Raw genomic sequence first — 21,442 nt, 5'->3', positions numbered from 1 at the left:
AAAGCGAGATAACAATAAAAATTATGTCAACAGAAAATAAAATAGAAATGATACGCGGTGGACAATTCATCGTGAAAGAAACAAATCCATCAGAAGTATTCACTCCAGAAGACTTCTCTGATGAACAAAAGATGATGCGCGAGAGTGTACAAGAATTTGTAGACAAAGAGATCGTTCCTAATAAAGACCGATTTGAAAAGAAAGACTATGCACTTACTGAAGAAGTAATGCGCAAAGCCGGAGAAATGGGCTTCTTAGGTATCGCTGTTCCTGAAGAGTATGATGGACTAGGTATGGGCTTTGTCTCTACTATGTTAGTTTGTGATTATATATCTGGTGCAACTGGATCTATCGCAACTGCTTTTGGAGCACATACAGGAATAGGTACTATGCCTATTACATTATATGGTACTGAAGAGCAAAAGAAAAAATATGTTCCTAAACTGGCAACTGGTGAGTGGTTTGGAGCTTATTGTTTAACTGAGCCTGGTGCAGGATCTGATGCAAATTCTGGTAAAACAAAGGCAGAGCTTACTGCAGATGGAAAACACTACAAGATCAATGGTCAAAAAATGTGGATTTCTAATGCAGGTTTCTGTAATGTATTTGTAGTATTTGCTCGTCTAGAAGATGATAAGAACATTACTGGATTTATCGTAGAAAACGATCCTAGTAATGGAATTACAATGGGAGAAGAAGAACACAAATTAGGTATTCACTCCTCTTCTACTCGTCAGGTATTCTTTAACGATTGTCTAGTTCCTGTAGAGAACATGCTTGCTGGTCGTGGTGAAGGTTTTAAAATTGCGATGAATGCATTAAATGTAGGTCGTATAAAACTGGCTGCAGCATGTCTAGATGCACAACGTCGTGTAATTACACTTGCTACTAATTATGCTAATGAGCGTGAGCAGTTTAAAACTCCTATCGCAAAGTTCGGTGCAATTAGAAAGAAACTAGCTGAAATGGCTGTTAATGCTTATGTAGGTGAAAGTGCTTCTTATCGTGCAGCGAAAGATGTAGAAAACCGCATCCACTTGCGTCAAGAAGAAGGTGCAACGTTTGCAGAAGCAGAATTAAAAGGTGTTGAAGAATTTGCTATAGAATGTTCTATCCTTAAAGTTGCTGTATCTGAAGATATGCAAGCATGTAGTGATGAAGGTATACAAATCTATGGTGGTATGGGCTTCAGTGCAGACGCTCCTATGGAGGCTGCATGGAGAGATGCTCGTATCTCACGTATTTATGAAGGTACTAACGAGATCAACCGTATGCTAGCAGTAGGAATGCTTGTTAAAAAGGCTATGAAAGGGCATGTAAATCTTCTTGAACCAGCAATGGCAGTAGGAAATGAGCTTACTTCTATTCCTTCTTTTGATACACCAGATTTCTCTGAGCCATTATCTGAAGAAATGGATATGGTTAAGAAGCTTAAAAAAGTATTCTTAATGGTAGCAGGAAGTGCTGTTCAAAAATTTGGTCCAGCACTAGAAGAGCACCAGCAATTATTAATTGCAGCGTCAGATATTCTTATCGAGATCTATATGGCAGAGAGTGCTATTCTTAGAACTCAAAAGAACATCGCACGTACTAGTGTAGAAGAGCAAAAAGAACAAATTGCAATGTCGCAATATTACTTATATCAAGCGTCTAAAATTATCCAAGCAAGAGCTGAAGAAGGTATTTCTAGCTTTGCTGAAGGTGATGAACAACGCATGATGCTTATGGGACTTAAACGTTTCACTAAATACACAAACCTACCTAACATTGTAGCTCTAAGAGATACTATCGCAGATAAGGTGACTGAAGCTAATAAGTACCCTTTCTAGTATTCTAGAAATTTTAAATGAACTAAAGCCGCTATTGGATTTTCCAAATAGCGGCTTTTTTAATTAAATAGAAATCAATTATTAAAATTAATACTTAAAGTTCTCAACTATTAACAAATCATAAACATGGTTTCTCTTGCCTTCCTATACTTTTGTAACATATGAAAGAGATATTAGACAACTTTAATGTTGAAAAAGGATTTGAGCTTATTTTAGAATACGGCATTCCGTTAGTAAAAGCTATTCTAATTTTTATTGTAGGAAGGTGGTTAATTAAGAAAGCTCTTAAGCTAACGAGAAAAATAATGTTAGCTAGAGACTACGATATAACTTTAGAAAAATTCTTACTCAACTTAATTAAATGGGGCCTTTGGATTTTACTTATTATAACGGTAGTAGGAACACTGGGTATACAAACAACAAGTTTTGCCGCAGTTATTGCTGCTGCAGGACTAGCTATAGGACTAGCATTACAAGGATCGTTGTCTAATTTTGCTGGTGGTGTTTTACTTTTGTTATTTAAACCCTTCAAAGTGGGAGACACTATCGAGGCACAAGGTGTTTTAGGTACTATTAAAGAGATAGATATCTTACAAACTAAAATAGTAACACCACAACGTAAACTAGCTATTATTCCCAATGGCCCATTACTTAATGGTAATATAATCAATTTTAATACGGAAGGAATTTTGAGATGCGACACTACCATAGGGGTAAGCTATGATGCGAATATTACTCAAACTCTAGAAGCCTTGAGGAAACTAGTAGAAGACCATCCTCTGGTCCTAAAAGATCCTGCTCCACAAATTATGGTGGCAGAAAATGCTGACAGTTCTATAAATATTAACGTAAGACCGTATACTCTTACAGATGATGTATGGACTGTTTACTGGTTTTTACAAGAAAACTTTAAACCTACACTAGATGCTATAGGTGTTGATATACCTTACCCACATCAAGTAGAGATTAAGAAACAAGGATAAATTAAATTCATTCAATAATTATCAAAACCGCTCCACAAGAGCGGTTTTTTGTATCCAGTATTTGGGTAATATAGATTAACGACAGAAAATCTGTTAAAACGTTTTTTTAAACGATAAAGCGTATTTCTTAAAAAAACACATCATCCTTTTTATATTCCCATATTTTACTAGTTAATTTTGAGTTCAACAAACAAAAACATTAGTAAAAATGATTCAAGAACCTGTAGTACAAGCAGACAATTTAGACCTGAATATAAGTCCTGACGGATTTAGCTTAGAAAACATTACTGGTTATGCCCTAGAATACGGTATACCACTTTTAAAAGCTATTTTAATTTATATAATTGGTGCATTTATTATTAAGAAGCTAGTAAAAGTAACTAGTAAATTAATGGATAAAAGAGATTATGACGTTACCTTAAAGAAATTCTTAACCAGTTTACTTAAATGGGTTTTAACCATACTTCTTATAGTAACAGTAGCAGGTACATTAGGAATTGAGACAGCTAGTTTTGCTGCGATTCTTGCCGCAGCTGGTCTTGCGATAGGACTTGCTTTACAAGGTTCTCTATCTAACTTTGCTGGTGGAGTCCTTATCCTAATTTTTAAACCTTATAAAATAGGTGATCTAGTAGAAGCACAAGGAGAATTAGGTGTTGTAAAAGAAATCGACATATTAGTTACTAAATTAATAACTCCTGCAAACAAGCTTGCTCTTATACCTAATGGCCCTATGGCAAACGGTAACATTATAAATTATACTGCCGAAGGTAAAATGAGAGTAGATACTACTGTAGGAATAGGATATGGTGAAGATATTAAACAAGCTAAAGATGCTTTACTTGCCATGTTAGAATCTAATCCTAAAGTACTTAAAGATCCAGCACCATCTGTAAACGTTAGTGAACTAGCAGACAGCTCTGTTAATCTTGCTGTAAGACCTTACTGTGCGCCAGAAGATTACTGGGATGTTTACTTTTGGACTATAGAAAACACAAAACTTGTACTAGATAGAGAGAAAATTGAAATTCCTTATCCACACGCAGTGGAAATACACAAAGAGGCTTAAAAATCCTTTCTTATCGTAACTAGAATAGCTTATGCACTTAGTGCATAAGCTATTTTTATTTTTATTAATAAGAGTATTGTAAACTGTAATAACTAACTCGTGGCGCTTTACCTGCTACTTGCAAATAAGCTCCTGTTTTAAAGTAAAAATCTCCATCTTTTTCTAACCACTTGTTATCTACCGTATAGATTTTAGTCTTTGACTTTCCAGTATTGATATTCTTAACATAAACGCTAATTTGATTACCAGATTCTAAAATTTCTAGTTTACAATAGAGTTCATGCCCATCTCTAAAACCAACTAAATAATCATTTATAGATTCTCCTTCATATTTAATGTACGTATCGGTAAGAACAGCTCTTAATTCATTTTCACCTGTGTATTCTACTCTAAATAGAGGCCTACCTACCCCACGAGCATCATTATGTATTTGTGCTAAGGTTACTCCTTTTCGATCATTAGAATTAGGTAGATTTTCAAATTTTGCTTGAAACCTCAAAATACTTTGATCATTAAGTTTTAGGTCTTTGAGCTGTCTAAACTCTACACGATCATTCTTATCGTCAGTTGCTTGTAAAACCATGGCATCACCACAAACCTTAAAAATAGTATCATCGCAAAAAGTATCTAAATTTTTAAACTCTTCCCTACTCTTTCCACCGTTTTTATACTGTTGTAACTTTGAGTCTGTTAGAGCTGTTTTAAATTGATCTAAATGTATAGGCTTTTTTTCATCACAAGAAAAACATTCGTTTGTGTCCTCTTGAAGTGGTAATATAAATGGCGACTCTGTATCTTTTACATTAGTACTGTCTATGGATTTACTTGCACCACCACATGAAACCAGTAGACTAGTTAAAACTAATCCTGAGATCAAAAACATCTTCTTATAACTTTTCTTTTTTATTTCTTTAATCATCGATCGATTTATTTAAAATTATATTATGCTGTAAATCTACAGTATCTGTAATTTATTTCTATTAAAATCTTTATAGGCATTATAAAGACTTTCAAAAGCGTTTGACTTCTCTAAATAATACAGTGTGGTAAATTAAGCACACGTATTATTTTAAGGTTTTAGAAGTTTATAAATTCCGCTTTCGCGAAAGCGTGCTCATAAATTATCCTTTTAACAATTTCATAGAATATCATAAAATCATAGCTCTTATCTTAGGGGCTAAATTTTTTATCATGAAAAACCTATTAATATTATTACTACTATGTAGTTATTTATCTATTGCACAAGTACCTACAGACCATCAAATGGACTTATACAGTATTATTAATGAAGTAAGTGCAGATAGAATCGAGAACGATGTACGTACCCTAGCCGATTTTGGAACAAGAAATACTTTTTCTGACACGGTATCTGATACGAGAGGAATAGGTGCAGCAAGAAGATGGATAAAGGCGCAATTTGATCAAATATCAAAAGAGTGTGGTGACTGTCTAGAAGTATTCTATCAAAAAGATTTTGTTTCTACAGATATGGGAAGTCGCATACCTAAAGATGCTTGGGTAGTAAATGTGGTTGCTATTCAAAGAGGTACTTCTAGCCCTAACGATATGGTGATGATGAGTGGTGACATAGATTCTCGTGCTAGTGACACTATGGATTTTACTACAGATGCTCCAGGTGCAAATGATAATGCTAGTGGTATGGCAGGTACTATAGAAGCTGCTCGAGTTTTGAGTAAACGCAAGTTTAAGAACAGTATCGTTTATGTAGGTTTAAGTGGTGAGGAACAAGGCCTTTTTGGAGGAAAAGGACTAGCCGAATATGCTAAAAATAAAAAATGGAATGTCATAGGGTTTTTAAATAACGATATGATAGGAAATATAGAAGGTGTAGATGGCGTAATCGACAACAGAGAATTTAGAATTTTCTCTGAACCTACAGACCCTACTGAGACAGAACGCCAGCGTAATGGTAGACGTTTTTATGGTGGTGAGGTAGATGGTATCTCGAGACAACTGGCTCGTTATATTCATAAATCTGTAAAAACATATATGCCAGAGATGAAGCCTATGATGGTTTATAGACTGGACCGTTTTGGAAGAGGTGGTCATCACAGACCTTTTGCAGATCTAGGTTTTCCTGGTATACGCATTATGGAAGCACATGAAAATTATACACAACAGCATCAAGATATTAGAACAGAAAACGGTATAGCATATGGAGATGTCGTAGAGCATGTTAACTTCCCTTACACTAAAAAATTAACTGCTGTAAATGCTATTAACCTAGCTCAACTGGCATGGGCTCCGAGCAGACCTCAAAATGTAAAAATAGGTGGTATAGTAGAAGCTGATGTGAAATTTAAATGGGACAAAGTAAAAAATGCCGTAGGATATAAAATTTACTGGAGAGATACTACTAGTCCTACTTGGGATAATTCTCGATATGTAGGTGATGTAAACGCATTTACTTTAAAAGGAATAGTTATTGACAACTCCTTTTTTGGTATAGCTGCAATAGGAAAAGATGGTATAGAGAGTATGGTTAGTTTTCCTAGCGGTACTTTTAGATAATTAGATTCTACATGTAAAATAAAAACTGTTTTCAAGTAAGTAATTACTCTACAACATGTCAATTAAAGAATATGAAAAAAAGGCTTTTTTCCACACAATTAACTACGGTTAAACAAAACAGCTATTTTACTCTGTTTTTTTAACAAAAAATACCCCTTAATGGGTATTTTTTAAAGGATTAATTAGACTTAATTTTACTCATGTGTTATAGACTAACCAACCAAATAACACAAAGAATTTTAGGGGGAAGAAAGCTCATTTATAATGACTTTCTCTAAAACTGCCAGATCTGATCTGGCAGTTTTTATTTACGCCTATTTTAAAATATTTCTTATTTTCATTTAATTATAGATTACTCATTTGGCGTACGACATGAGAGACCTATTCTTGTATATCTTTTCTAACCAAGATCTTTTTCAATAATCGTATCTTTGATATATAATTAGACCCTAAATGAAAGCTTTCAAGTACATTTTTATACTTTTATTAATCGCTGTTATAGGTGGCGCCATTTATTTTTCCTTAAAAGATGGAAAATATGATATAACAGAATCTCGAGTTATAGCTGCTCCTCCATCTCTTATATATGAGCAACTAGCAGATTTTAAAGAATGGGATAACTGGAATCCATGGCTAGAAGATGAAGAAATAACCTCTACTATGGGTACACAAACTAAAGGTGTAGATGGGAATTATTCTTTTACAGATCCTTATGGTAATGGTAAAATGACTATAACAGGAATAGAGCCTGATAAATATGTGGCTATGAATATGTTTTATGATAATGGTATGACTAGTTCTAATAGTGATGTAAAAATGGATCTAGAACGTGTTGAAAATGGTACTAAAGTAACATGGAATATTAAAGGTGAACAAGGTCTTTTAGATAAAGTAATGACTACCGTATTAGGCTTTAATATGGAAGATGAAATTAAACCTAAGTATACTGCAGGTTTAGAAAATCTAGACAACTATGTGAATAACCAAATGTCCGTGCACCAAGTTCATGTAGACGGTATCATTGAGACTGGAGGCGGTTATTTTTTATATATGTCTTCTAGTTCTAAAAGAGATAAATTACAAATTGTAAAGTCTCAAATGCTTCAAAATATCATGTCCTACATGAATCGCAATAATATCGATATGTACGGAATGCCACGTGTGGTATATGAAAAGATAGATCCTACTAATAATAGTGTTTTATTCTCTGCAGCGATTCCTGTTCAAAATAGAGAGATTACAGCTACTAACAGCAATATCTTATCTAGTTATCAAGAACCTGGAAAAGCGGTTAAAATAACTCTTAATGGAGCGTATAGTAATCTAGATGAAGCATGGAAAAAAGGTGAAGAGTTTATATCTAAAAATGGGCTGGTAAAAGCAATAGCATCTCCTTATGAAATTTATAAAACAGACCCTATGCTTACTCCTAACCCAGCAGATTATCGTACCGAAATTTATATACCGATAGAATAAATGAAAGAATTTCTATTCGTTTTTATAGGTGGTGGACTAGGAAGTAGTTTAAGGTTTTACTTTTCTTTAATAGAAAATAACAATAGCCTAAAATGGATTCCTACAATAGGAGTCAATATTTTAGGTTGCTTACTGCTAGGTGGGTTTTTAGCTGCTTTTCACAAAGAGCAACTATCTCATCAATGGTATATATTATTAGGAGTAGGTTTTTGTGGTGGACTTACCACATTTTCCACCTTCAGTGCCGAGTTGTTTCTACTACTTAAAAACGGCTCATACGCATCTGCGATATGGTATTTGATACTTAGTATAAGTTTAGGAATAATAGCGGCCGGTGTTAGTTATAAGTTTGCAGAGGCATTTTTACTAAAACCCTAATTAAGAAGTACGTATACTTTTATTTCTTCCTTTTGATCGCAAAGCTCTATTACCAGCAAATAACAATTTAGCGAGTAACATAATGATCAATACATCTGCAGATATGAGAAATACAATTCTTAAAAATGTAGTAAATGGTGTAGATGTATAAAAACCTACTATTCCAGATATCAGTGTTACTATACTAACAATAAAAATAATCTTATTCATGAGTTTTAGTTTGGTCCCACAAAAATCGATAAGAAGTCTAATTCCTACAGTTAATATGAAATCAATTGTCTATAATTTAACTAACAGTGCCAATTTAATCTTAACAGCATTCTTAGTCATATTACTTACTTCTTGTAATGACTCTAGTAAAACAGAAACGCAAGCCGCAAAAGAAGAAATTTCAAAACCTGTACTGACAGAAAACGCATACAATGTAGGTTTTCTAATTATGGATGGTACTTTTAATACAGAACTCACTGCACCATTTGATATATTTCAACACACCAAATATCGAGAAGGTATTAAACCTATGAATGTCTTTCTTGTGGCACAAACTATGGATGCTGTCACTACATTTGAAGGAATAAGAATATTACCTGATTATACATTTGAAAACGCACCTAAGATTGATATACTCGTGGTTCCCAGTGCAGAGCATCATCTGGATACAGATCTAGAAAATGCTACCATGATTAACTTTGTAAAACAAGTAAGTGAAGATGCTGAGTATATCACATCTCATTGCGATGGTGCATTTGTACTAGCACAAGCAGGTATTTTAGATCAAAAAGTAAGTACTACCTTCCCGTCAGATATTGATCAAATGAAGGATCGTTTCCCTCTTTTAGATATAAGAAAAAATGTTTGGTTTGTACATGATGATAAGGTAATTACTAGTGCTGGCGGTGCGAGATCTTTTGAGGCTGCCATGTATCTTTGTGATGTACTCTATGGACCTAAAATCACTCAATCCCTTGCTGGTGGGCTAGTTCTCGATTACGACTTAGATAATTATCCTCATTTAATAATTGAATCTAAAAAATCAGAATAGATCACCCTTATCTGTTACAGAGACTATATTAAATTTTTAAAATATACCTCAAATATCTAACAGAGATTTTAAATCAGTACTTTTTAACTGCTTTTTTGCTTCTTTCCAGCCTTCGTCATTTGGCTCTTTGGGCTTTTGTTTTTCGGCAAGTTTGGGTTCGTAAGTTAAAACTGCCCAAGAAGGAAAATGATCACTTTCAAAATCTGCGCCAGTACCTGCTTTTTTCAACCTAAATTCTGGTGAGATAAGAATATGATCTAGTGGCCACCTCATCAATGGATATTGTGCATGATAAGTACTATAGAAACCACGCCCTATTCTCAAATCTAATAATTTACCTACTGTTTTAGTCAATTGAGTACTATGCGACCAGGCCACATCATTAAAATCTCCTAGAACAATCACAGGAATTTTAGACTTATTACTTGCGATAGCAGTAAGCATTAACTCCTTATCACGATCTGTATACTTAAAGGATTGTGCTGCGGCATGGGTGGTGTGGGATGAATTGCAAATAATTGAAATAAATCTCCGTTCTTCATCCTGACCTTAGCATCAATAGAAGGTATTTCTGGATCTACTTGAAACTTAATTCTTGTGTCTGATAATTCTAACCTAGAATACACTAGCATACCATAAGTATTCTCCTGTGGTTGCTCCACTTTAAAAGGGTATGAATTGCCTATTCTATTTTTTATAGCATCACTCCACCTATCATTAGTCTCTGTAAAAACAATTAAATCTGGTTCTTTAGATTCTATTTCTTTAAATAATTCTTCTGTGTTTTTATTTTCTTGCAACACATTTGCTGTATAAATACTAATGTAATTATCCTCAGAAATTGTAGAAGAACTGTCCTCCACTTCTACTGGATATAACGGTGTGTAATCAACTATTTTAAAAAATTGAAAAGTAAAACAACCCAATAAAACCGTTATGTATGCATAGTCGTTGATCCATTTAGGCTTAAAAGTAAAGAAGTAAAGCAAGATCGCTAATAAGGTAAAAGCGGTAAGTTGAAGATGTGGAAAATCAAAAATTCTTATCCACCAGTAATCTGCAGCTATAAGAGGTAGTAAACTTAAAAGTGCTGCGACTAGTCCTAACACTTGAAATACTTTTCTCCACATAGTTTTTTCACAAATATAATATCAGACTAACGGCGTTTACCTCTGTTTTAGAAATATTTAAACTTTATTAAGTTAAAAACCATCATCATATTCATTTTTAGGAGCAATATACTTTCCATCTCCTAATCCTTTAGGATTAGGTCCCCATTGATTTGCATCATATTTACTATCTTCAGTTAGGTAAATAAGTATTATTATACTTGCTACAGGAACAAACGCTAATAGAAAAGTCCATCCAGATCTACCTGTATCGTGCAGTCTTCTAATGGTAACTGCCACACTAGGTATAATGGTTGCGACTGCATAAAGAATATAAATGATCAATAAAACAACACGCATTTCTTTCACAGAACCTAATAAGATAAATATGAAAAAGAAAAACAACAAAACTATGAGGTTGAACAATCTAAAATACCAATATTCTGACCTGCGAGCTCTTCCTGTAAAGTTTGCATAATTAGTAAAACACTTGCCTATCATCTCAAACATTCCTGCATCATTAATTGCAGCCGGATGGTACTCTTCTCTACCTCTTCTTTGACGGTAAGCACTATTATTGTTATCGAGACTCTCCATTGTTCTATTTATTTAAAAAAAGCAGCAATATAGTGCTTTTAAGTATTCCGCTTTCGCGAAAGCGGACACTGAAAAAAATTCTTAGAAAGGATAACCTATGGCAAAGTTGAATACAGGATTTTCTACATCAAAATTCCAACGTTCATTTTCTGGAAGAGATGGATCGTGCCATGGAGCAGCGAGATCAAAACGTATCACAAAACCTTGAACATCTACACGCATTCCTATTCCTGCACCTATACCTAGTTCATTCACAAAATCACTACTGAACTCGCCACCATCTAAACCATTTCCTGCAGTAGACCACACATTTCCTGCATCCACAAAAAGAGCTCCTTTAAAATAGCTATAAATAGGAAAACGATACTCTACGTTTGCCTCTAGACGCACGTTACCAGATTGATCAAAGAAAGAACTGTCGTCTGCAGTATTTGCAGTATACGTACCTGGTCCCAAAGATCTAGTTCTGAATGCTCGTACACTATAAGCTCCTCCAGAAAAATACTGTTTGCTAAATGGTAAGACATCGCTATTACCAAAAGGCAATCCATAACCAGCAAAGAATCGTGTAGCTATTCTAGATTCTTCATTTAACAGATAATGGAATCTAAAATCCACATCGGCCTTTGCATATTGTGCATATTCTAATCCTAAGAATTCTTTCTTACCTAGATCATTTTCTTGTGCTAGTAGACTAATGCTATTACCAGCAACATCTACCGTACTATTCACATAGAACAAGGCTCTTTTGCTCTGACTCAACATACCGTTATAAGTAAATGAATAAGTTAATCCAGAAATAAATTGTTGATCAAAGCTACTTTGTAAGAAAGCATTATCGTCTAGTATAGCTTGAAATTCTTCCGAAATATTAGTAGGTCTCACATAGTTAATAGACACCGGATTTAACTCGTGCGTCACATATTTATTTGCTTGCCAGACATAACCAAAACTACCAGAAAAAGTCAACAAACTGTACAACTGGCTGCGATTTAAGATCGATGCATTAAGACTGGTTTTAGTTTTAGGAATAGCATATTCAAAGTAATCACTATCTACTTTAAAAGGAGCTAACACGCGAGGAAAAATCAAATCTGCACCTAAGCCAAATTCTGTACTTGTTAAACCTCCACTACTGTTACCAGCTACTTGTACTTCATACGTCCCAGTGGCTTTTATATTAAGCGTTTCTCCACCTTTAAATAAATTACGATTAGAAAAAGTAAGTCCTAATGTAGGTCCAGAAAAATCATTTGATTTTGTTACTGCTTGCAATTCGGCACGGATGGCTCTTTTATTTAAAGGAGATAGAAAGATGTTTGCTTCTAGGTAATTGAGACTATCTGTTTCTTCTCCTTCTATTTCTGTATATTCTATATTGACAAATTTATAGGCACCTATAGATCCTAAACGCCTGCTAGTAGCCTTAGACTTTTCTGGATTATACAAATCCCCTTTCTCTAAAAGTATAAATGGATCTAATCGATCTGGTCTAAAGAAATCTGATTCTTGGATATAGTCTTTATTTGCATAACGTACTGTGTCTAACTTAACCGTGTCGCTAGTAGTAACGTTATAAGGAAAAACATTTACTGATTTTATTTGATACGGTTTTATGGCCTTTGTAGGTACATCTTGTTTCAATTTTAAAAACAGGTCAAATTTTCTATTTTTATATTGATTAGTGTCTGCCTGAAATATTAAAAAACCAGAATTGAAATTATAATACCCTTTATCCTTTAAATTTAAATCTATACGTTCCCTTTCTAGCTTTAAAGCAGATAAATCAAAACGAGAATCTACTTTTATAGGAGATTTTTTTATCTGATCTTCTAAAACAGCATAAAATGGAATAGAGTCACGATCTACCTGATAGGTTTTCATGCGGTATGGATTAGGCAACGTAACGTCGTACGATACGTTACCTTCCTTTGCATCTTCATCTTTAAAGGTCTTTGATGATATATTACTGAAGAAAAACCCTCTGTTTTCTAATCTATTGCGCAATAAATCTCTAGTCGCTTCTTCTTCTACATCGCTTAAATAAACAGGCTTCTCTCCTATTTTCTTGTTTAAAAATCTTGCTATAAATCCCGCACTATCTTTATTCACTTTATAGTAATAATGCAATCCTGGACGCATTCCTAGAAACTTTGAATTAGGTTGTGGAGAAAGTGTTGCTTCTAGCTCTAATTTAAGAGCAGCTACATTTTTAACATCAGTTAGGGAATCTAATTTTATATCAAGTGAAGAGCCCGTAAATAACAATTCATCTTCTGGTACGTATTTCTTTACCGCACATGAAGAAGCTATAAGAACAATACTTATAACTAAAATGGTTTTTATGTAATTATTTAAATTCAAGTGCTTTGATTTAGTTTTTATTTTCTTCTGTTGTTTTACTCTCGTTGTCCTCTTTCTTCTTTAATTCTTCCTCTTCTTCTTTTCTAGCTTTTTGATTTTCGGTTAGAACTGTCTTTGCAAATAGGTTTTTAAATTCATTAAATTCTTTAGTAAAGATTAATGAAATACCACTTACTACCAGCTGTCCATCTACCACATTATCATACTGATTGCGACGGAAACCTTTTAATCTCCACTGGCCAGTTTCTGTCAGTAAATATTCTAGACTTACATTACCTATTACAGGAGCTTCTTCTCCATCTTGTGCACTACCTTGAATATCTACTTCACTACCTACGCTTACTATTAAACGGTCGTCTAATAATTTCTTACTAGCTGTTACATCTAACTGTGTTCTTTCCTGACCACTACCGCTGGCATAGTCTGTATAACTATCTAATCCAAAATTAAAATCTATCCCTGTTTTACCTAATAATTGCCCACCATACTGATTTAATTGATCACTCAAAGCCTGGTTTAAATTATCTCTAGCAATCGTAGCTGTACCTCCATTACTACCATCTGCTCCACTAGTTGGGAAAAATTTATTGAGAACAAGAAGAGAAAATACTTGTTTATTTAATTCTTGATCTTGAGTATTAACTTGTTGTAACCTGCTATACACTTCACCACCCAAAGCACCTTGTTCATCTTCTGGTAAGTCAAGTTTAAAATTAATTTCAGGTTTGAGTAGCTCGCCATCTATATTTAAGTACACTATAAAGGGCAATCTCTGTTGGTATTTTTCTTGTGTTGCTAGATCTGCACCACTGGTCTGACTCGCCATTATAGCACTCGCACTAGTTTCTACTTTATAAATAGCGCTTACATCTAGATTTGCATCAAAAGGATCACCAGACCAGTTTACACTACCACCTTTAGCCAGGTCAAAACGTCTAGAAACAATATCGTATAGATTAAATTGGTAAAAACCTTCAGAAATCTCATACCTTCCTGCCAGTGTCATTCTTCCATTAGGCGTCATTCTATATTTAAAATCTGCATCTCCAGAAACCTGTAGTTGATCTCCCGTATCTGGATCTATAATTATAGTAACCTTTGCCTCCCTGCGTACTTTAAAATTTGCTGTTATATCAAAACCTGTTAACGTTGCAGACTCTTCTTCTGTTTGTGTGAGAATCGCATCTGGATTTACCTTATTGACAAATTGTACAATACCATCACGCTCTACCAGATCTAATTCTGTCGCTGGTAAAACATAAGTTACATCAGTGACATTCTTTACCGTTAAATCGAGATCAATTATAGGAACGTCTGTTGTACCAGTTATCTTGGCACTAGCATCAAAGGTAGCCTTACCATAATATAGGTCATTATCCTTTGCAGTACTATTAAGCGCTGTAAAATTAATTGCCTTTAAATTTAAGTCCAGAGTCGGTTGTAATAGATTTTCTGTTCCTATCGTTCCATCAATTGTAAATGGATTTCCATTTGCGTCTGTAATTGCTAGGTTATTCATGTAAACGCCAGCATTATCTATTTTAATCTCTTCATTTTTAAACGTAAAACTAGTGTCTAGCATAGAAACACTAGCCGTAGCATTATTAAACTTTAAAACCCCATTATACTCAGGATCTACGGTCGTTCCTGCTACTTTAAACGTTCCATTTATAGAACCATTACCATCTTTGAGAAAACCGTCAGAAATACCTGCTAGTGTGCTCATGGCAACTTTATTAATATCCAAATCTAAGTTTAATTTTGCAGCAACTTCATTTGCCTCATAATCCCCATCTAACACTATATCTACGTCATCACCCTTTACACTCATGTTCATATTATACTTAGATGCGTCTAGAGATTTCGCATCTAACTTTAAAACTCCCAACGGTGTTTCCATTGCATGAAAATCTTCTATCTGTAAATCTGCTATAAAACCTGTTGCTCCATAAATATCATCTATGACAAATTCTCCATTTACATTTCCTGTAGCTAGTTTCTCATCAGAATTTAAGAAACTAAGCAATCCTTGCAACCTAAAATTATTGATCAACATCGCCACGTGTTCATTTGTGGTATTAGACCTGTCTGATCTTAATTCTATACTTTGATCTCCATTTGTTAATTTAAAATCATTAAATAACACCTTACTTTCTCCTACCGCTATTTCATTATTTGAAGGTATGGTCCAGGGTTGTTTATTCAGGATAAGATCGTCTACAGAAAGGTTAAAAATGAGATTCTCTAGACCGTTTTGATCTCGCTTTCGCGAAAGCGTGCTAGCAAAATGCATCAACTTCTCCTCATCATCATAAGATGTAAAATCTAGGTTTAACCTGTTACCTGCCACTATACCAGTCATCGCAGTACGTTTAACATTGACTGGCCCAGATCCTATTTTCTTAAAACCTAATTGGAACTTGAGGTTTTGAGCATCTGATGCAGACGAGATAACTAGACTATCTACCTCACTATCTGCATATTTTAAATAAGCCACTTTTACATCACTATTTAATCTACGTTCTTTTTCATCAAAATCTACAGCTATATTTATGGTATCTAGCGCTTGCAACCCTGGTAATATAACATCTCTCAAAATAGGTGCTGGACTTATATTTCCTTTAATCTTCATAACCACCGGTTGTGCCGTGTCCATTGCCGTGCTAGTAGTTAGGTATCTATTAATATGACGTTCTAAGGCAACGGTTAGATTTTCTGGATCTACATTAGACCTTAACTCTAGATCTAACATCTTGTTATGTATATCTACCGATGTAGAATCTGGTTGTACAAATGCAGCAATATCTACATTTCCTAACAAATACGACTGATTATCAAAAACAGCAATTCCATCTTCTATCGTAGAATTAACTTTATAATTAATTCCATCACCTTCATAAGAAACACCTAAATTACCAGCGGCTTTTACATTTTGAGAAGTAATACCAAAGGCTCTTAAATCTACACCTACCACATTAATTTGTGCATTTGCTTTATTAACATCTGTATCTATGGTAGCGTCTGCAGTTAGAGATATATTGATATTATCATCTCTATACTCAGTGTTTATCTCTCCATTACCATTTTTCATCTTTCCTTCTATAGGAATGTTTTTTAATGGATAATCGTTGTAAGCAAATTCTAGGATCTTTCCTTTTAAAACTGCATCTAGCGTGCTGATGTCATTACCGCTCCCATTGATTGTTAATTCTAGGCTTAGATCTCCTAAACCTTCCATAGCTAGCATTTTATTAAGATTAAGAGTGTCTAATTTTACACCTGCATCAAACTCTATAATCTCATCATTTTTAAAAGAACCATCTAAAGCGATGGCTCCATAACTGGTGGTCAGATTTGCCTTTGTTTTTACATCAGTAATAGTACCAGAGGCACTTGCTTTAAGTCTCGCATTTTCTGGTAATGTGATTCCTAGATCTTCTTCTTTTATAAAATTGAGAATGGTAGCTCTGGTCGTTACCGCATTAATAGTGTCTATATTAAAAGACAGTTGATCTACATCTGTCACGTTTTGTAACGTACCACTTGCATTTATGGATGTAGAGCTGCCCCAGTTTACTATAAAACTGTCCAGCTTTAAATTTCTAGTACTACCACTAGTTATCAATTTACCATTCAATGGTTTTTCAGCTAGCTTGCTTACATACTCGTTTTGTGCTAATTCTGGCATAAACGAATAAACATCACTTAGATTAAAATTGTATTGCGGTACATTAACCTGCACATTTAAGCGTTCTGGATTATTTATTAAAACATCTATGTTAGGATAACCTAAATTTAAATTTCCTGATAATGAGCTTTGATTTACACTAGCATATAAATTGTTCACATTTAATTTCTCATCTGTGATGCTAACAGAACCTTTTAAATCATTAACGCTTAAACCAGAAATTTCTTTCAGTTTTAATTCATTAATAGTTACTGCTGCTTTATGATCACCTAAATTAAAATCACTTAGACCTAATGTAATATCTTGTAAAGAAATAGCATCTGGATTGAGCTCGTTTTCAGAAGGTACAGCGCCATTAACTGTGTAAAGAAAGTTATTGTTTTTAAAATCTAACTTTTTTAAAGCTACTTTCATGTCTGGCCATTGAAAAGTAGCAGGATCGATAGATTCTACTGGCGCTGCTGTATTTGCAGACACATCACTCATATGAACTGCTACATTACTATTTTCTAAATTAAAATAAGAAACCAGTATATCACTACTCTCTACATTTGCCTTAGGTATGGAGGTTTCCATAATACCGAAGTCCGTACTTAAAACAATACCATCTGGCTCTGAATTATAATTCATTACCACATTATCTAGTCTTATCTTACCTGCTTTGAGTAATGGCAATGGAGAATCGTCTGCATTATCGGTTATGGCTTCTGCTAGGTTGGTATCTTTTGTGAGGTCGGTATCTTGTTCCGCTTTCGCGAAAGCGGTAACCACATCTTTCTCATAATTAACAACAGCATTTTTGAGAGTCAAAGTCTCTATATCTACTATCATTTTATCTAGGTCTAGAGTATTCATCTCTAGAAATAGCTCGTCAAAATTTGCACTAGCATCCATTTCATCAACTTGATCCTGATAAATAATATCAAAACTAGTGAGATGAACGGCTCCTATATTAATATCTAAGGGTTCACTAGAAGTTGTAGTATCTGGTGCAGTTGCAAATGCATCCATTAGAAATTTATAATTAAAACCGCTAAGAGAATCCTCTCTATTCACTCGAGCTGTAAGCCCATCCCACTCTACGTCATCTACTTCAAAAGCTGTTCCCTTAATAAGTGGTAGTAATGCAATATTTGCCTCGAGACTTTTAGAATAAACCAGCGTATCATTTTTGAGATCGCCTAGATAGAGACCTTCTACTTTTATATCTCCATCAAATGTTATGAAGGCAGCATCGAGTTGCACATCTGTACCAGTTTTATCTTTTACATAAGAAACTGCTTGATCTATAATTATACTCTGTCCCCACGGACTGCGTATAAATAATAGCAACAGGATAAGAACTATTAGAATACCCAGCATAGTGCGCGCGATCCTGCGCAACCACGTGTATTTCTTACCTTTTTGAGGTTCTTTAATATCTTCTTTTTCTGTCAATGCGATATGTAGGAATTAGGTTACCTAACTGGCTTGCAAGTTGATAAAATACCAACGTATTAACAGAATTATCTTCGATAAAGTTGTGTTAAGAATAAAAAACTGATTTAATCTATTTTTTCTATATTAAAACTAGTTTGATTCTTAAGAATAGTAATACTTAAATTTTGTGGTGCTATATCACTTTTTGAAATACCTAATCCATAATATTGATAGGCATCTAGATTCATTAACTTTGAGAAGGAAACTGTATTCACTGTTCTGTTTAAAGGCGCTTTAATCTTTGCGTCATTAATGGCATTGTTATTTTTAAATAAGTAGAACTCTATTTCACTTGCTCCATTGTCAGCATTCTTACGATACGTAATAGTAAAAGTTACTCTGTATAAACCTGCTACTTCTGGTCTAAGAGAAAAATTATTACCATCATTAACACGCACGTTAGACGTTGCCAGTCCTGACGAGTTAGAATTTACACTAGTAAATGTATACTGTTGTAAGTTAGTGTTCCAATCATTATTAATAGATAGCTGTCCATAAACTTTAGTATCTACAGTGCCTGGAGCACTTACCTCGTTGGACCCTAACTTCATCCAGTTATTATTCCAAAAGTAAAAACCTTTTTCTGCACCGTTATTTGCCGCATCTGTATTCCATACTACAAGTCCGGTAGCTGGGTTATTAACTGGTTGCGCTTCTGATAGGTTTTTTAAATCCATACGTGGAAATAAAACACCTTTATCTTCAGAACTAATATCTAGTATAGCAGACTGGTCTGGATTCTCTACATTTAAACCTACTTGAGCATTTACAAAACCTAGTGATAGAACACATAGCATTGCCATTAAATAATTTTTCATCTTTCTTTTCATTATGGAAATAATAGCCACATAAACGTACCATAACGCCACTACAGATGTGAAAATTTAGTTAAATCGAACAGTAAATGACATTTTATCGATTAACGGTAAATAGCAAGCTATGACTAGCCTAGGAGCTGAAAAAATGTCTGAAATGCTACCATGTCATATGACTACATTAATATGACAAGCGCATGAATTCAATGTAGAAGTAAACTACTTTTTTAAGAAGTATATATATACGAGAAGGAATTTTAATCGGCTAGATGGACAGCTTTATTCAAAATCTAAATTTAATTTCACTAGAAAAAATCACTCAAAAGAAGATTTATTAGTTTCCTAACTATGCGGTTTTCTTAGGATGCTCTCCTAGGTCGTATTTAAAACCTAATCCTATAACCTGACGTATTTGAAATCCTTTTGTAGTATTATCATCATAGATAGCCTGAAATTCAAAATTACCGCTGATGTACTTATTTACCTTTAAAAATAAATTAAGATTAAAATCTATATCAACATTCTCTGGATCTACGAGGTAATCACTGTAAAGACTCAACACATTTTCCATTTGAATATTTTTTGCTACTTCAAATTTTGTATATCCTCTAAAAGAAGCACCCACTTCCCATCGTGAAGTTCTATTTGCTTCTACACCAAAAAAAGGTTCATAAGCCTCAACAGCTACAGGGTCATTAATATCTACATCAGTAAAATTTGAAGATACTTTTATTAACCTTGTTGTAGCAGGAGCTATATTGAAATTAAAATTTTTAGACTTTTTCCATAAAAAACCTAATCCCAACTGATAATACGATGGTGAAAAACTACCTGAAGTCTCACGACGTTTCTGAACTGTTCTTGTAAGACCATCAGCACCTGTCTCCTCTTCTGTAAAGAATTCGTAGCCCGATATAAACTGAGATCTAAAATTAAAAATCGTACTGTAATTCCAAAAACTTTGATTGATTTGATTACCGAGAATACTATTTAGCTCCATTCGGTCGGTAGTTTTACGTATAAATCGTTGATCCTTAACTTGAGACAGACCGAAATCTGTAATCAATTTAGTATCCCATGAAAGCTTTTTACGCTTGTACTGTATGTCATAACTAATTCCTAGGTTACCTGAAACATTTGTTACACCACCACCTTGCCAGTCTGCATTAAACGCACTCTGATTAAATATAAAACTAACTCTACCCCAAGACATCCAGTTAGATTTTTTTACAGGAGGAATACTGTCCTGCGCTAAAGTTATACTGGTGATTAAACAAAATAAGATGGAGAAAAAATAAGACTTCAAACTAGTAAATTATGCGTTTGAAACAAATATATTAAACCCAAAATAGAGACTATAACCTTATCAAAATTTTAAGTTTTCTTTAAGTTTTGTGTTGTAACGGCTTTCGCGAAAGCGGAACGAAAAAAAGCCTCTTCTATTAAGAAAAGGCTTTTTATTTTATTGGAATTCATGAGAGATTTACTCCACAAGTAACTTCTCTATTTTCTGGCCTACATCACTTTTAATAGTTACAAAGTAAATACCAGAAGACAACTCACCTATTTCTAGACGTTGCTCGTTTGCTGCGCCTGTAAATTGTGTTGCTGTGATCATTCTACCGTTCATATCAGTAATGCTGATGCTCTCTATGGCGTTGTTTGCTGTCGCCGTAATAAAGCTGTTTGCTGGATTAGGATATATGGAAATACTGCTATCTGTAGCTTCTCCTACGCTTGCTGTACTCATGATACTCACTGTCTCTGTATTGGTTACAATTGGAGCGTTGAAATCAAAATAAATATTAGCTGTATTATCAAAAGTATCACCTGCAACAAGAGTATTTAAAGTTTTGATTTTGAATAATACATAACCATCGTTAGTCGCGTCATTAAAATCTAGATTGATGTTTTCATGGATGAATTCTACAACATTTCCTTCTCTGATTCTCGTATAATAATCGTGACTACCACCTAGCGGAATCAAAGTAGTAATATCGAATTGAGTCAAATCAATTTCATCTTTCACGACGATGTTCACCGCACTTGCCGTACCTGTATTCTCAAAACGAATCATATAA

At 34.2% G+C, this 21,442-nt stretch carries 17 protein-coding genes; 7 read left to right on the top strand and 10 right to left on the bottom strand.

The features are described from left to right. The first annotated feature begins 23 nt into the window (after nucleotides 1-23). The 3 genes from ABJF08_RS04030 to ABJF08_RS04020 all read left to right on the top strand — a co-directional run bounded on the left by ABJF08_RS04030 (nucleotide 24) and on the right by ABJF08_RS04020 (nucleotide 3,881). A complete protein-coding gene (locus ABJF08_RS04030) occupies nucleotides 24-1,829 on the top strand; it encodes an acyl-CoA dehydrogenase family protein (protein WP_348114774.1) in 1,806 nt (601 codons plus the stop codon). A gap of 161 nt (nucleotides 1,830-1,990) precedes the next feature. Next, nucleotides 1,991-2,812, top strand: coding sequence for a mechanosensitive ion channel domain-containing protein (locus tag ABJF08_RS04025; protein ID WP_348114772.1), 822 nt, complete (start codon nucleotides 1,991-1,993; stop codon nucleotides 2,810-2,812). A 208-nt stretch (nucleotides 2,813-3,020) separates the two neighbouring features. Continuing rightward, entirely contained in the window at nucleotides 3,021-3,881 is an 861-nt protein-coding gene (locus tag ABJF08_RS04020) for a mechanosensitive ion channel domain-containing protein (RefSeq protein WP_348114770.1), read from the top strand. Between the two features lie 64 nt (nucleotides 3,882-3,945). Here the strand turns inward: ABJF08_RS04020 and ABJF08_RS04015 are convergent, their stop codons facing one another. Further along, the gene (locus ABJF08_RS04015) at nucleotides 3,946-4,800 is read right to left on the bottom strand and encodes a polysaccharide lyase family 7 protein (protein WP_348114768.1); all 855 of its coding nucleotides are present in this window, start codon (nucleotides 4,798-4,800) and stop codon (nucleotides 3,946-3,948) included. A 272-nt stretch (nucleotides 4,801-5,072) separates the two neighbouring features. Between ABJF08_RS04015 and ABJF08_RS04010 the strand changes: the two genes are divergently transcribed. The 3 genes from ABJF08_RS04010 (at nucleotide 5,073) to crcB (ending at nucleotide 8,267) form a co-directional block, all read left to right on the top strand. Further along, nucleotides 5,073-6,413, top strand: coding sequence for a M28 family metallopeptidase (locus ABJF08_RS04010; protein ID WP_348114767.1), 1,341 nt, complete (start codon nucleotides 5,073-5,075; stop codon nucleotides 6,411-6,413). 453 nt (nucleotides 6,414-6,866) lie between these two features. Next, complete coding sequence (locus ABJF08_RS04005) at nucleotides 6,867-7,889, top strand: SRPBCC family protein (protein WP_348114766.1); 1,023 nt, start codon at nucleotides 6,867-6,869, stop codon at nucleotides 7,887-7,889. Further along, complete coding sequence (gene crcB, locus ABJF08_RS04000; RefSeq protein WP_348114765.1) at nucleotides 7,890-8,267, top strand: fluoride efflux transporter CrcB; 378 nt, start codon at nucleotides 7,890-7,892, stop codon at nucleotides 8,265-8,267. Here crcB and ABJF08_RS03995 read toward each other — a convergent pair whose 3' ends face one another. Then, nucleotides 8,268-8,477, bottom strand: a complete 210-nt coding sequence (locus ABJF08_RS03995; RefSeq protein WP_348114764.1) for a DUF1328 domain-containing protein — start codon at nucleotides 8,475-8,477, stop codon at nucleotides 8,268-8,270. A gap of 55 nt (nucleotides 8,478-8,532) precedes the next feature. Here ABJF08_RS03995 and ABJF08_RS03990 point away from each other — a divergent pair, with 55 nt between their 5' ends. Beyond that, nucleotides 8,533-9,309, top strand: coding sequence for a DJ-1/PfpI family protein (locus tag ABJF08_RS03990; protein ID WP_348114763.1), 777 nt, complete (start codon nucleotides 8,533-8,535; stop codon nucleotides 9,307-9,309). A 48-nt stretch (nucleotides 9,310-9,357) separates the two neighbouring features. Here ABJF08_RS03990 and ABJF08_RS03985 read toward each other — a convergent pair whose 3' ends face one another. The 8 genes from ABJF08_RS03985 to ABJF08_RS03950 form a co-directional block, all read right to left on the bottom strand. After that, on the bottom strand, nucleotides 9,358-9,753 hold the full coding sequence (locus tag ABJF08_RS03985) for an endonuclease/exonuclease/phosphatase family protein (RefSeq protein ID WP_348114762.1): 396 nt from the start codon (nucleotides 9,751-9,753) through the stop codon (nucleotides 9,358-9,360). Beyond that, the gene (locus ABJF08_RS03980; RefSeq protein ID WP_348114761.1) at nucleotides 9,753-10,439 is read right to left on the bottom strand and encodes an endonuclease/exonuclease/phosphatase family protein; all 687 of its coding nucleotides are present in this window, start codon (nucleotides 10,437-10,439) and stop codon (nucleotides 9,753-9,755) included. Before ABJF08_RS03980 ends, ABJF08_RS03985 begins: the two co-directional genes overlap by 1 nt. 72 nt (nucleotides 10,440-10,511) lie before the next feature. Beyond that, nucleotides 10,512-11,015: a DUF805 domain-containing protein gene (locus ABJF08_RS03975; protein WP_348114759.1), complete on the bottom strand. Its 504-nt coding sequence runs from the start codon at nucleotides 11,013-11,015 to the stop codon at nucleotides 10,512-10,514. An 81-nt stretch (nucleotides 11,016-11,096) separates the two neighbouring features. Beyond that, nucleotides 11,097-13,379 (bottom strand): BamA/TamA family outer membrane protein, encoded by a 2,283-nt coding sequence (locus tag ABJF08_RS03970; protein WP_348114758.1) that lies wholly within the window; start codon nucleotides 13,377-13,379, stop codon nucleotides 11,097-11,099. Nucleotides 13,380-13,389: 10 nt separating this feature from the next. After that, a complete protein-coding gene (locus ABJF08_RS03965) occupies nucleotides 13,390-18,504 on the bottom strand; it encodes a translocation/assembly module TamB domain-containing protein (protein WP_348114757.1) in 5,115 nt (1,704 codons plus the stop codon). 107 nt (nucleotides 18,505-18,611) lie between these two features. Continuing rightward, entirely contained in the window at nucleotides 18,612-19,364 is a 753-nt protein-coding gene (locus ABJF08_RS03960) for a hypothetical protein (protein ID WP_348114755.1), read from the bottom strand. 343 nt (nucleotides 19,365-19,707) lie between these two features. Continuing rightward, the gene (locus ABJF08_RS03955) at nucleotides 19,708-20,667 is read right to left on the bottom strand and encodes a DUF3078 domain-containing protein (protein WP_348114754.1); all 960 of its coding nucleotides are present in this window, start codon (nucleotides 20,665-20,667) and stop codon (nucleotides 19,708-19,710) included. Nucleotides 20,668-20,844: 177 nt separating this feature from the next. Next, the coding region (locus ABJF08_RS03950; RefSeq protein ID WP_348114753.1) for a T9SS type A sorting domain-containing protein at nucleotides 20,845-21,442 on the bottom strand (598 nt) is incomplete at its 5' end.

It is taken from the genome of Nonlabens sp. (assembly GCF_039941875.1).
In the GTDB taxonomy this organism is placed as follows: Bacteria; Bacteroidota; Bacteroidia; order Flavobacteriales; family Flavobacteriaceae; genus Nonlabens.
This window is presented reverse-complemented; position numbering and strand designations above follow the sequence as displayed.